This window comes from Nonomuraea sp. H19 (genome assembly GCF_052068215.1).
In the GTDB taxonomy this organism is placed as follows: Bacteria; Actinomycetota; Actinomycetes; order Streptosporangiales; family Streptosporangiaceae; genus Nonomuraea.
In genome coordinates this window covers 1-12,744 of sequence record NZ_JBQHCV010000027.1, presented here as the reverse complement: position 1 = coordinate 12,744, position 12,744 = coordinate 1, and the positions used below count along the sequence as shown (strand labels likewise).

Sequence of the window (12,744 nt, the reverse complement as noted above, 5' to 3'; positions counted from 1 at the left end):
CGAGCCCGCCACTCCCTCGATGATCAGGGGAATGCCGGGCTCACCCGGCGGGGGACGAGATCACGCCTTCTCGTGCCGCCCGTGGCCCACGAGGCCGACGAACTCCTCCAGCCCGATCGTGCCGTCGCCGTCGCGGTCGGCGGCCTTGATGAACGCCTCGACCTCGCTCTCGGACGCGCCCTGCCCGCCCAGCGCCTCGTTGGCCTGGCGGATCTCGGCCGCGGTCAGCAGGCCGTCGCCGTCGGTGTCGAAGCGCCTGAACTCCGCCTCGGCCGCCTCATGTGCGCTTGCCATCGGATACCCCCTTGTCGTCGAACAAGGCGATATCTTCCGGCCTAATCGGAACGCGCGTCAACCGGAGCCCGGTGGCCGCGCGTACCGCCGCCGCGATGGCGGGCGTGGAGGAGAGCGTCGGCGGCTCGCCCGCGCCACGCAGCCCGTACGGGGCGGCAGGGTCGGGGTTTTCCAGGATTTTCAGCTGCATGGGCGGCATGTCGAGGATGGTGGGGATGAGGTAGTCGGTGAACGACGGGTTCAGCACCTTGCCGTCGCGTATCTGGATCTCCTCCATCAGCGCCAGCCCGAGTCCCTGCGCGGAGCCGCCGTGGATCTGGCCCTCGAGCGCCTGCGGGTTCATGATCCGGCCCACGTCCTGCACCGCCGCCAGCTCCACCACCTTGACCAGGCCCAGCTCGACGTCCACGTCGACGACCGCCCGATGCACGCACAGCGCGAGCTGCGTGTGCGAGTCGCCCTGCCCGGTCCGCGGATCCAGCGGGTACGTCGGCCGGTGCCGGTATTCGCGGGTCTCCTCGATCGGCCCGAACCGCGCCAGCGCCTCCCGCGCCGGCAGCCCCTTGAACCGCTCGCGCACGGCCTCGCAGGCCGCCTTCACCGCGCCGCCGGTCACGTACGACTGCCGCGAGGCCGACGACGAGCCCGCCGAGCCGACCGAGGTGTCGGCCGTGGCCACCGTGACGTTCGCGATGCCCAGCTCGGTGCGGGCGATCTGGGCCTGGAGCGTCACCAGGCCCTGGCCCACCTCGGCGGCGGCGGTGTGCACGGTGACATGCGGCTCGCCGCCCACCAGCTCGGCCCGCACCCTGGCGGTGGAGTAGTCGTCGTAGCCTTCGGAGAAGCAGATGTTCTTGATGCCGACGCCGTACCCGACGCCGCGGCGCACCGACTCGCCGTGCGTGGTCTGGGAGACGCCCCCGGGCAGCTCCCGCAGGTCCCGCCCGGGCGCGCCGCCGGGCAGCGGCATGGCCTCCAGCTCGCGCAGCATGCCGGCGAGCGGCGCCGGAGAGTCGATCAGCTGCCCCGTGATGAGCCGCGAGCCCTGCGAGACGGCGTTGCGCACGCGGATCTCCACCGGCGACAGCCCGCACGCCTCGGCCAGCCGGTCCATCTGCGACTCGTAGGCGTAACAGGCCTGCACCGCGCCGAAGCCGCGCATCGCGCCGCACGGCGGGTTGCTGGTGTAGACGCCGGTGGCCTCCACCCGCACGTTCGGCACCTCGTACGGGCCCACGCCCAGCGATGCCGCGTTGCCGACCACGGCGGGGGAGGAGGAGCAGTACGCGCCGCCGTCCAGCAGGATCTCGGCCTTGACGTAGACGAGCTTGCCGTCGCGGGTGGCGCCGTGCTCGTATCGCATCCAGGCCGGGTGGCGGTGCACGTGCCCGAAGAACGACTCCTCGCGCCCGTAGACCATCTTGACCGGGCGGTTCAGGCGCAGGGCCAGCATGCAGGCGTGCACCTGCATGGACAGGTCCTCGCGGGCGCCGAACGCGCCGCCAACGCCGGACAGCGTCAGGCGTACCTTGTCCGGAGGCAGGCCGAGGCAGGGGGCGAGCTGGTCGCGGTCCACGTGCAGCCACTGGGTGGCGATGTAGAGGTCCACACCGCCGTCGTCGGCCGGGACGGCGAGGCCGGACTCCGGGCCGAGGAAGGCCTGGTCCTGCATGCCGACCTCGTACTCGCCGGTGACGACGACCTCGGCCTCGAACGTATCGCCCACGCGCACCGGCTGGTGCCGGACGATCTCCCGCGACAGGCGTGGGTCGGTGACGGCCTGGCGGACCTCGTACTCGACCTCGATCGCCGCGGCCGCCCTGCGGGCCGTCTCCGGATGGTCCGCCGCCACCAGCGCCACCGGCTCGCCCTGGTAGCGAACCTGGTCGATGGCCAGCACCGGCTGGTCCTTGTGCTCCAGACCGTAGAACTTCTCGCCCGGCACGTCCTCGTGCGTCAGCACGGCCCGCACGCCCGGGATCTTCAGCGCCGCGCCCACGTCGATGGAGCGGATCCACGCTGACGGATGCGGGCTGCGGAGCGTCGCCCCCCACACCATGCCGTCGATCCACAGATCGGAGGCGTAGGCGAACTCGCCGGTCACCTTCAGCGCCGCGTCAGGGCGTCTGGCGCTCTCGCCGACGCCGTGCAGGGTCGTGTACGCCGTCTCCGTCATTCTCCGAGTAGAGCACCGCCGCCCGTTCCGTCCTATGCGCGTCACATGAAATCCCGGTCAGCGCTTGACCTGGCGGCCTTGTATATTCCTCCAAGTGCGCATCATTGACCTGCTGGCCATCGACGATCTGGGCCTGACGCTGCTCACCGGCGACCCGGATCGCGAGTTCAGCACCGTCCACATCACCGACCTGCCGGAGCCGGGACGCTACCTGTCCGGCGGCGAGCTGGTGCTGACCGGGCTGATGTGGCGGCACGCGCCGGAGGACTCGGCCGGGTTCGTAGCCGCGCTGGCCGAGGCCGGGGTCGCCGCGCTCGGGGCCGGCGCGGCCTGGCTGGGCCATGTCCCCGGCGATCTGGTGGCCGCCTGCCAGGCCGCCGGCCTGCCGCTGGTCGAGGTGCCGACCGAGGTCTCCTTCCGCACGCTGACCGAGGTGGTCGCGCCCCGCCTGTCCGGCGACGTGCGCGACGCGCTCGGCCGCCACCGCAGGCTGGTCGCCGCCATCGCCGAGGGCGTCGACCTGCGCGAGCTGTTCGAGCTGACCGCCGCCGAGCTGGGCGTCACCGGAGCGGTCCTGTCGGCGGCGGGCGAGGTCATCGTGGGCACGGTCGACGATCCCGTACGTCTGGCGAAGGCGTACCTGACGGCTCCGAGGCTGCCCGCCTGCGTCGCAGGCAGCACGATCTTCGCGGTCGGGCGCGGGCACCGGGCCGCGGGCTGGATCCTGGCCTGCGACGGCGACCTGATCAGCCGGGCCGACCTCGGCTACGAGCTGGCCGCCTGCGTCGGGCTCGAACGCAGCCGCATGGAGGAAGGCCGCAGGGTCGAGCGCCGCCTGGCCGAGCAGCTCATCATGGCCGCGCTGGCCGAGACCGACGTGGCCGACCTCAACGCCAGGCTGCGGACGTGCGGGATCGACGCGGCGGAGCCGTACGCGATCGTCAACGCGACCACGCCCAGGCCGGGCGCCACGCGTGGGCCCGACCCCGCCACGCTGGGCGGTCAGGTGGTCGAGGAACTGCTGGGCCGCGAGGTGGTGGCGGCGGTGGGCGCGGACGCCGCGCTGGCCCTGGTCCCGTTGCGCGGCACGAGCACTGCCGACCTGGCCGCCCGGCTTCGCACGGCAGCCGAGGTCCTGGCGGCGCTGCCGGACGCCCGGGTCTGCATCGGCGTGAGCGGCGCCCTGACGGGCGCCGCCGCCGTCAGGGGCGGCGTGGAGGAGTCGGGTCACGCCCGCCGCCTGGCGGAGGCACGCGGCGGCGGCGTGGTGACGAGCGACGAGATCTACACGCACGCGCTGCTGCTGGCCACGGTGCCGGGCGACGTGCGCCGCTCGTTCGCGGCCCGGCTGCTGTCACCGCTGCTCGACTACGACCGCAGGCACCAGTCCGAGCTGGTGCGTACGCTGGGCGTCTTCCTGGACTGCGCGGGCTCGTGGAACTCCTGCGCCGAGCAGCTCCACGTGCACGTCAACACCGTCCGCTACCGCATCCGCAGGGTCGAGGAGCTGACCGGCAGAGACCTGTCCACCATGGCGGACCGCGTGGACTTCTTCCTGGCCCTCCGGGACACGGGCCTGCCGCGGTAACCGCGTTACAGTTCGACACCGGTGTGGATCCTGGCCCAAACTTTGTGGCCGACCTCGTCGTTGCCGTCATAGCGCGCATCGTCGGCGAGCGCGGCGACGACGTCCGAGGTGCATCGCCGGTCCTCCAGGTTCACCGATCCGCCGCATTCAATGGAAGGACCGCGGCCGAAAGCGGCCCCGCTGTCGAGCGTCTGTGGACGTCATTGCTTTCCGGTCTGATCGCGAACCCGGCATCCGGGCTGTTCGCCGAAAGACATGCGGATGCGTAATCGAATGGTAACGTTACGTGCATGCCCTCCCCTCGGCGCGACGCCCTCACCCGGCTCATCCGCGACCATCTCGACCTGCCGATACGCCTGCTCCGCGAGGTCGGCGGGATCGACTTGCCGACCGGCGGTCCGTTGTGGGTGGGGCCGGGAGACCTGCGGGACCGCATCTCCAGGGAGATGCATGCCGACACGGTCGTGTTCGGCGGCCCGCTCCAGGACCGATGGTTTTCCGCCATCGTCGAGGTCGAGACCGAAATGTCCGAGCAGAAGTTGCGGCAGACCGTCGAGGCAGCCGAAATGCTCCGGCTGGAGACCCGCAAACCGGTCTACGTCATCTTCATCACACCCGATCCCGGCGCGGGGCACTTCACCACGCCGGTGGAGATCCACAGCGGCTGCCTGACCATCATCATGCACCCCGTGATCGTCGGGCCCGACCGCATCCCCGTCCTGACCGACCCGAATCAGATGGCCGCGGACCTGCTGACGGCGGCGCTGTCGGTGATGGCGCACGGCCACCTGCCGAAGGTCGCAGAGGCATTCATCAAGCTCCTCACCGACTTGCCAGACGACGACGCGGCGTCGCTGTTTGGTTACACTATCGACATGGCCGCGCCGCAGGCCCGCCGGCTTCTGGAGGAGACCGTGACGATCTACATCCCCGAGCACAGCCCCTGGGCCCAGAACCTGTACCGCAAGGGCCAAGCCGCAGGCCGGGAAGAAGGCCGGGAAGAAGGTCGTGCCGCAGGAGAGGCGGCCTCTGTGCTCGCCGTTCTCCGCTTCCGCGGCATCGACGTTCCCCCCGACCGGCAGCAGCGGATCACCACTTGCACCGACCCTGCCCTCCTGGAGGTCTGGCTGCGGCGCGCTCTCGAAGCCACGCACATCGACGACCTTTTTGACGATGGTCCGGGGTCGGAACCTCGGTCCTAGGAGCGTGGTGGGGAGTAGCGTGCAGGAGGCCGTCGACGTACTCCGCAATGCTGAAGCGGTAGTGCCGCATCAGGCCGCGTTCGCCCTCTCTGATCCTGAATCCCGGCGTGAATTCGTCGTTTTCCGGTCCGATTCGTCGACGAGGGCTGGTTCTGTAAATGGCCGCAGGGTCGAGCGCCGCCTGGGCCGAGCAGCTCATCGTGGCCGGGCTGGCCGACGCCGACGTGGCCGAGCTTGCCGATGCCCGGGGGCCCGGAGATCGCCACGAACGGATGTGGGTGCTCGTCGTCCGACGGATCCAGCAGGGATTTCAGGCGGATGAGCTCTGACGCCCGGCCGACGAAACCTATGAGATCGCGGGGCAGCTGCCGGGGCGGCGCCGGATCCTGAACCGCTCGGCCGTCGCGGCCGCGCAGGACCAGCTGGTGAGCGCGGCGTAGGCCGTCGCCCGGGTCCGCGCCGAATTCCTCGGCCAGGAGACGACGGGCCTCCTCGAAGACCTGGAGCGCCTCTGCCTGGCGGCCGCATTCGAAGAGGGCCGGCATGAGCAGTTCGCTGAAGCGCTCTCTGAGGGGATGACGGCGTGTCAGGTCCTGGAGCTCGGCAAGCGCGTCCTGCGGACGGCCGAGCCGTACCAGCGCGTTGGCTCGCGCCTTCGCGGCCGTCAGACGGAGCTCCTCCAGACGGGCGCGTTCAGCCTCCGCGAAGGGCCCGGGCACACCGCTCAACGCCGGGCCGCGCCACAATGCGAGAGCCTCGTGAAGCCTGCGTAACGCGAGGTCGAGGTCGCCGTCCTGCTCCGCTTGACGAGCCGCGGCGAGATGTTCCGCGAAGTTGAGGGAATCCACCTGGCGCTCGTTGAGGTGCAGCCGATATCCGCCGGCCGCGCCGCGCCGGCACGGCCGACGGGTCGTCCCCGTCGCGCCGCGCCTGGCGAGCCTCGCCGATCTGCTCGGCGAACAGCAACGCATCCACCTGCTCGGCCTGCCGGGATAAGACATAGCCAGCCGGGGTCCCGGCCAGCAGCCGCAGGGGCGGGCGCCCGCCCGGCTTCGATGCCGAGCGGTACAAGGAGCGCAACACCGCCGAGCGATGCGTCAACAAGCTGAGGGGCTACTGTGCGGTGGCCCTGCGTACCGACAATCGCGCGCATCTACCAGGGCACCATCGACGTCGCCTCGATCAGGATCTGGCTCCGTGACCCGGCTAAATGATCCACGGGATTCGCCCTAGATCCGCATCAAAAGGCAGCGTAATCGGAACCGCCGCTCAGTAAAGAATGTTTCCGGCCGCTGTAGATCGAATGTAGATGGCCCGCGTACAGTGAAGTATCCGCGAGGCATAGGGGGCCATCCGCCCCGGTGGCGAGCCGGTGCTGACCGGGCTGATGTGGCGGCACGCGCCTGAGAACTCGGACAGGTTCCCGGCCGGGGCCGCCGTGCTCGGCGTCGGCGTGGCGAGGCCACGTCCCTGCCGACCTGCTGGCTGCCTGCCAGGCCGACGACCTGCACGAGCTGACCGCCGCCATCAGTCGGACCTGGGGATCTTCCTGGACTGCGCGGGGTCGTGGAACGTTTGCGTGGAGCGGCTCCAGCTCACGTGAACATGGTCCGCCACCGGATCCGGCGAGTGGAGGAGCTACCGCGAGGAACCTGTTGAGCATGACGGACCGTGTCGGCTTCGATGAGCGCACTGAGGAACTCCGCCGAAGCGCGTCCGAGATCGGCGAATGCCGCCCAAGGATCAGGCTATGCGTTCCCTTGTCGAGAGATGATCAGCAACAAGGAGAAACATCCGCTGCTATCTGTAGAGACGGTTCAGCACTTGCGGCCGTAGCATTACCTCCAACGGTCACAAGGGCCGTGATCACGGCAAAAAGTACGGACAGGGCAGTGCGGGTGCGCATGGGGTCTCTCCCTCGCCTATTCGTGGTGCTCGGACGTAATCATCTCAGGGAGCGGTAGCGGTGACCACATCTGACATGGTCGGACTCCGTATCAAGACAGTGAGGCGGCAGCGAGGTCTGTCCCAGGCGCAGTTGGCGCATCCGGAGTTGTCGGACAGCTACGTCTCTCTGATCGAGAGCGGCAAGCGGACCCCGACTCCGGCGGTGCTGGAGCTGCTGGCTCAGAAGCTTGACTGTTCGCTCTCCTATCTGGTCAACGGTGTCACGGCCGAGCAGATGGAAGACATCGAACTGGCGCTGGGCTACGCGCGGCTTGCCCTAGAGAACGGAGAGGTCTCCGAGGCCCGGACCCGCTTCGCTGAGCTACTGACGGACAACAACCTGACAGGTCTCACCAAGCTTCGTCAAGATACGGAATTCGGGCTGGCACTGGCCACGGAGGCGGCCGGCGACCTTGACGAGGCGATCTCCCTTCTCACCCGGCTGCGGAACGAGGAGACCACGGACGAACGCGTGGTCGAGCTAGCCATCGCCCTCTGCCGGGTCTACCGGGACAGCGAGAGGCTCACGGAAGCGGTCGAGGTCGGCGAGGGGATTCTGCGGGGCAGCACTCGTCCCGCCTGGACAGATCTCCTCGTCGAGTTGGGCGCCACGCTGCTGGCGGCCTACCTCTGGCGCGGCGACATGCTCCGGGCCAGCCAGTTCGCCGCCGAGCTGCTCAACGCAGCCGACACGCTGGGCACGCCCAGATCGACCGTCGCCGCCTGCTGGAACGCCGCGCTGGTCGCACAGTCCGCCGGGCACGGTGAGGAGGCGCTCGCGTTCGCCGAGCGTGCGCTGGCGGTGCAGTCCGAGAGCGGTCATCCGCGCAACCTCGCCCGAATGCGGACCGCATTCGGCTCGCTGATCCTGCGGGTGCGTCCCGATCGCGCGCAGGCCGCCCGCGACACCCTGTTGCGGGCCGCGGAGGAGCTGGCGCAGACCTCGGCGAGCTCGGTCGACCTGGCCCGCTGCCAGATCGAGCTGGCCCGAGCCGAGGTCGTCATGGGCCTGCCCGCCGAGGCCCTCGGTCACGTCGAGGCCGGACACGAAATCCTGCCGGGCAACGTGCGCGCTCTCGGCGCGGAGGCCGATCTGCTGCTCAGCCGCGCTCACGGCGCCCTGGGAAACTTCACCGAGGCCGGGATGCACGCGCGGGCTGTGCGCGACCGGCTCGCTTCGCTGCCGGACTCCCGGCGCGCGGCCGGCACCTGGTACGCCGCCGCCGAGACCATGGAGCTGCTGGGCGAGACGGACGAGGCCGTGGAGGCCTACCAGCGGGCTCTGGCCTGCGCGGGGCTGTAGGGGAGGTCCGGACCGGGCAATGGCGTCGGTAGCCTTGGGGGTGCCATGAAGACATCCCCGCTCGCGGCTCTCACCGCGATACTCGCCGCGCTGCTCGTGCTCGGCACCGCCGCGCCCGCGCTGGCGCACGACGCGCTCAAGAGCAGCTCCCCGGCCAAGGGCGCAGAGGTCAAGGCCCTGGACGAGGTCACGCTCGAGTTCACCGCCAAGGTCCGCTCGCCGTTCGTCATCGTGCGCGGGCCCGGCGACACGCGCTACGAGCTGGGCAAGCCGGAGACGGCCGGCGCGGTGGTGAGGCAGGCGGTGAAGGGACCGCTGGCGGACGGGAAATACACGATCGCCTACCGGGTCGTGTCGTCGGACGGGCATCCCATCGAGGGCGAGATTCCGTTCACGGTGAAGGGCGCGGAGACACCGTCCCCCAGCCCCGAGCCGTCGGATTCCACCGCGGCGTCCCCGGCGCCGTCCGGGTCCGCCGCTTCCTCCGCACCGGCCGCTGCCCCCTCCGCTGCGGCGGCTGAGACGACGCCGGACACCGACCAGGCGGCGGCCGCGCAGGACGTGACGTTCCCCGTCTGGCTCATCATCGTCATCGGCGGCCTCATCGGCATCGGCATCGGCTTCCTGCTCAGCGCGAGGAGACGCAAGCCATGACCAAGGCGGCGCGGCTCGTCCTGGCGGGCACGGCGGCAGCGGTCGCCGCGCTGGTCATCGGCATGATCGTGAGCGGCACGGCGTTCCCCAGGATCATCCCCGGGCTGCCCGACTCCGGAGCGGTCGTCAGGTGGGGGCTGCCGCTGTCCAAGCTGCTCATGGACGCGGCGGGCGTGCTCACCGTCGGCCTGCTGCTGATGGCCACCGCGCTGCTGCCCAACGACAAGGGCATGCTCGGCCGCTCCGCGCTCCACTACGTCAAGGCCGCCTCGTGGGCGGCGCTGACGTGGGCCGGGGCGGCGTTCCTCGCCATCGTGTTCGGCGCCGCGGAATCCGTGGGCCGCACGGTGCCCCAGGTTCTCGCCGGCCCCATCCTCAGCAGCTACGCCACCCAGACCACGCAGGGCGTGGCGCTCACGCTCGTGGTGCTGTTCGGAGTGGCGATCGCGCTGTTCTCGCGGGGCGCGCTCACCGCCGGCGCGGCGGCGGGGCTGCTGGCGTTCGCCCTGGTGACGCTGCTGCCCGCGCCGCTCACCGGACACACCTCCTCCTCGCCCAACCACGACCTGGCCACCTCAGCGGTGGCCCTGCACCTACTCGCGCTCGCCCTGTGGGTGGGCGGGCTGGTCGTGCTGGCCGCGCACGCCCTGCGCGGGGCGCCGCAGCTGGATGTGGCCGCTTCCCGCTTCTCCAAGATGGCGCTGTGGTGCTACGCCGGGGTCGGGCTGTCCGGGATCTTCAGCCTCGTCGCCCGGCTGGGCGCGGTGTCGGACCTGTGGACCTCCGAATACGGCGTGCTGGCGGTGGCCAAGATCGTCGCGTTCGTGCTGCTCGGCTATATCGGCTACTGGCACCGGCAGCGCACGCTGGTCCAGCTCCAGGCCGGCGAGCGCCGCGCGTTCGCCCGGCTGACCGGCGGCGAGACGCTGCTCATGCTCGCCACCGTCGGACTGGCCGTCGCGCTGTCGCGCACGCCGCCGCCCGAGTTCAGCGTCCCCGCCGACCGCGCCTTCGAGCTGCTCGGCTACCCGCTCCCGCCGGAGATCACGCTCGCGAACGTGTTCAGCCTGTGGTGGCTGGACCTGTTCTTCGCCGTGGTCGCCGCCGTCCTGGGCGGGCTCTACGCGCTCGGCGTGCGCCGGCTCATCCGGCGCGGCGACGCCTGGTCCTGGGGGCGCACGTCCTCCTGGTTCATCGGCGTGGCGCTGCTGGTGTTCGCCACGCAGAGCGGGCTGGCCCGATACGCCCAGGTCATGTTCGACATGCACATGATCGAGCACATGACGCTCTCCATGATCGTGCCGATCTTCCTCGTCCTCGGCGCCCCCGTCACGCTGGCCCTGCGCGCGCTCAAGCCCGCCGCCAGGAAGGGCGACAGAGGGCCGCGCGAGTGGATCACGACGATCCTGCACAGCCGCTTCACCAAGGTCGCCACGCATCCCCTCGTCGCCACCTCCCTGTTCATCGCCTCGACGTACGCGCTGTACTTCACGCCGCTGTTCGAGTCGGCCATGCAGGAGCATCTCGGGCACATCTGGATGACTCTGCACTTCCTGATCAGCGGGTGCCTGTTCTTCTGGGTGATCATCGGGGTCGATCCTGGGCCGAACCGGCTCCCGTACGTCGGGCGGCTGCTGATGCTCTTCGTCACCATGCCGTTCCACGCGTTCTTCGGCATCGCGCTCATGATGATGGGCACGGTGATCGCCTCCGGCTGGTACGAGCAGCTCGGCCGCACCTGGGGGGACACGCTGCTGCAGACGCAGCGGGACGGAGGGGCCATCGCGTGGGGCTTCGGCGAGATCCCGACGCTCATCGTGCTGCTGGCCATCGCCGCGCAGTGGTATCAGGACGACAACCGGCAGGCGCGGCGCGCCGACCGCAAGGCCGATCGAGCGGGCGCCGGAGATCCAGAGCTCGACTCCTACAACGCCTATCTCGCCCGTCTCAACCGCGCTGACAAGGGCGATTGACGCGCTCCTCAGGCTGGAAGCCCGAGGATCCCGCCTGTGCCGCATCGTGTCATGCGGCACTTCGGTGGCTTCCTGGTTCATCGACCGTACCCCTCCGCCCGCGCTTGCGCACAGGCGGCTTGGTCTTACCGGTCTCCGCAGGCGTTTCAAGTCTCCGCTTCCCACCCATCTCAGGCATGGGTTTCCGTCCAGCGGCGACCAGCCGCCTCCCGGCGGCCAACACGTTTATCGCGGCGTTCACGTCCCGGTCGTGGACCGCCCCGCATCCACAGGTCCATTCCCGTACAGCCAGTGGCATCTGCTCGGTCAGCGCCCCGCAGGCCGAACAGAGCTTGGATGAGGGGAAGAACCGGTCGACCTTGACAAAGGTCCTGCCGTACAGCTTCGCCTTGTACTCCAGCATGCCGGCGAACGCCGACCAGCCCGCATCATGCACGCTCTTCGCCAGCCGGGTGCGCGCCAATCCCTTGACCGCCAGGTTCTCCACATACACCGCTTGGTTCTCGCGGATGATCTTCGTAGAGAGTTGGTGATGGAACTCGCGCCGCGCGTCCGCAACCTTGGCATGCTGGCGGGCGACCTTGACCCGGACCTTGGCCCGGTTGTTCGATCCCTTCTCCTTGCGGGACAGCGCCTTGTTCAGGCGCTTGAGTTTCTTCTCCCTTCGGCGTAGGAACTTCGGTGAGTCGATCTTCCGGCCGTCGGAGGTGACGACGAAGTGACCGAGCCCTAGATCAATGCCGATCTCGAACTCGACTTCGGGCAGGGGATCGGGCTTGACGGCGACGACGAAGCTGGCGAAATACCGTCCAGACGCATCCTTGATTACCGTCACGGACGATGGCGCGGTTGGCGGTTCCCGCGACCAGCGGACGGCGATGTCTCCGATCTTCGGCAGGCGAAGTTTTTTGCCCCGGGTGATGGCGAAGCGTGCGTTCCTGGTGAAGCGGATCGCTTGGCGAGCGTCTTTGCGAGAGCGGAAACGGGGCGCGCCCAGCGCTGGGCCCTTGCGTCGGCCTGCGATGGAGTCGAAGAAATTGCGAAAGGCCGTGGTGCAATCTGCGAGCGCCTGCTGCAATACAACCGCCGAGACGTCGCCAAGCCAGGCGCGCTGCGGCGTCCGTTTCGCTTGAGTAATGACCTGTCGGGACAATTCGGCGTCCGTCACGAACGGCAGCGCGTTCTCGCGGGCGTGGTTGCGGAGCGCGAGGGCGTCGTTGAACACCACTCGGGCGCATCCGAACGCCTTGGCCAGACGGGTCCGCTGGCCGGGCGTCGGATCGATTCGAAAGGAGTACCGCAACTGCACGCGATCATCATACTGTGCGTGCACGTCCGACTACAGAAATCTCTGAAGCAGTAGGCCCCGCATGGTAGCCCCATGCGCTCGTTGAGTTTCGTGATCACATTCCGGCGTCCCCGGACCAGAAACTGTGTTTGATCTGGCTTGGATCGCCCGGACGTGCTCCTCGTCTTGGCGATGAGACGGCCAAATTGCCCCGCTCTGCAAGGGAGTTCGCTTCACCCTCAGGCTGAAGGACTCTGCTGAGAAATTCTGATTTGGGTTATCAAGCCACGAGAGCGAGCGTTTCGAGGTGAGATGTGCG

Annotated in this window: 10 protein-coding genes; 5 read left to right on the top strand and 5 right to left on the bottom strand. The window is 69.5% G+C overall.

Annotated elements, in window-relative coordinates:
• Positions 1–60: 60 nt before the first annotated feature.
• Entirely contained in the window at positions 61–294 is a 234-nt protein-coding gene (locus tag ACTMTI_RS43480) for an EF-hand domain-containing protein (RefSeq protein ID WP_441126675.1), read from the bottom strand.
• Positions 278–2,470: a xanthine dehydrogenase family protein molybdopterin-binding subunit gene (locus tag ACTMTI_RS43475; RefSeq protein ID WP_441126673.1), complete on the bottom strand. Its 2,193-nt coding sequence runs from the start codon at positions 2,468–2,470 to the stop codon at positions 278–280. The genes ACTMTI_RS43480 and ACTMTI_RS43475 overlap by 17 nt, the downstream gene beginning before the upstream one ends.
• Before the next feature lie 94 nt (positions 2,471–2,564).
• On the opposite strand from ACTMTI_RS43475, the gene ACTMTI_RS43470 reads away from it, so the two are divergent.
• Positions 2,565–4,058: a helix-turn-helix domain-containing protein gene (locus ACTMTI_RS43470; RefSeq protein WP_441126672.1), complete on the top strand. Its 1,494-nt coding sequence runs from the start codon at positions 2,565–2,567 to the stop codon at positions 4,056–4,058.
• 5 nt (positions 4,059–4,063) lie between these two features.
• On the opposite strand, the gene ACTMTI_RS43465 is transcribed toward ACTMTI_RS43470, so the two are convergent.
• Positions 4,064–4,192: a hypothetical protein gene (locus ACTMTI_RS43465; protein ID WP_441126671.1), complete on the bottom strand. Its 129-nt coding sequence runs from the start codon at positions 4,190–4,192 to the stop codon at positions 4,064–4,066.
• A gap of 312 nt (positions 4,193–4,504) precedes the next feature.
• On the opposite strand from ACTMTI_RS43465, the gene ACTMTI_RS43460 reads away from it, so the two are divergent.
• Positions 4,505–5,260: a hypothetical protein gene (locus tag ACTMTI_RS43460; RefSeq protein WP_441126670.1), complete on the top strand. Its 756-nt coding sequence runs from the start codon at positions 4,505–4,507 to the stop codon at positions 5,258–5,260.
• On the opposite strand, the gene ACTMTI_RS43455 is transcribed toward ACTMTI_RS43460, so the two are convergent.
• Positions 5,257–6,108, bottom strand: coding sequence for an AfsR/SARP family transcriptional regulator (locus ACTMTI_RS43455; RefSeq protein ID WP_441126669.1), 852 nt, complete (start codon positions 6,106–6,108; stop codon positions 5,257–5,259). The genes ACTMTI_RS43460 and ACTMTI_RS43455 overlap by 4 nt on opposite strands.
• Before the next feature lie 1,118 nt (positions 6,109–7,226).
• Here ACTMTI_RS43455 and ACTMTI_RS43450 point away from each other — a divergent pair.
• The 3 genes from ACTMTI_RS43450 to ACTMTI_RS43440 are packed head-to-tail and all read left to right on the top strand — an operon-like array spanning position 7,227 to position 11,137.
• A complete protein-coding gene (locus ACTMTI_RS43450; RefSeq protein WP_441126668.1) occupies positions 7,227–8,510 on the top strand; it encodes a helix-turn-helix domain-containing protein in 1,284 nt (427 codons plus the stop codon).
• A 45-nt stretch (positions 8,511–8,555) separates the two neighbouring features.
• Complete coding sequence (locus tag ACTMTI_RS43445) at positions 8,556–9,164, top strand: copper resistance CopC family protein (RefSeq protein WP_441126666.1); 609 nt, start codon at positions 8,556–8,558, stop codon at positions 9,162–9,164.
• Positions 9,161–11,137, top strand: a complete 1,977-nt coding sequence (locus ACTMTI_RS43440) for a cytochrome c oxidase assembly protein (RefSeq protein ID WP_441126665.1) — start codon at positions 9,161–9,163, stop codon at positions 11,135–11,137. The genes ACTMTI_RS43445 and ACTMTI_RS43440 overlap by 4 nt, the downstream gene beginning before the upstream one ends.
• A gap of 49 nt (positions 11,138–11,186) precedes the next feature.
• Here ACTMTI_RS43440 and ACTMTI_RS43435 read toward each other — a convergent pair whose 3' ends face one another.
• Positions 11,187–12,446, bottom strand: a complete 1,260-nt coding sequence (locus ACTMTI_RS43435) for an RNA-guided endonuclease InsQ/TnpB family protein (RefSeq protein WP_441126664.1) — start codon at positions 12,444–12,446, stop codon at positions 11,187–11,189.
• Between the last annotated feature and the right edge of the window lie 298 nt (positions 12,447–12,744).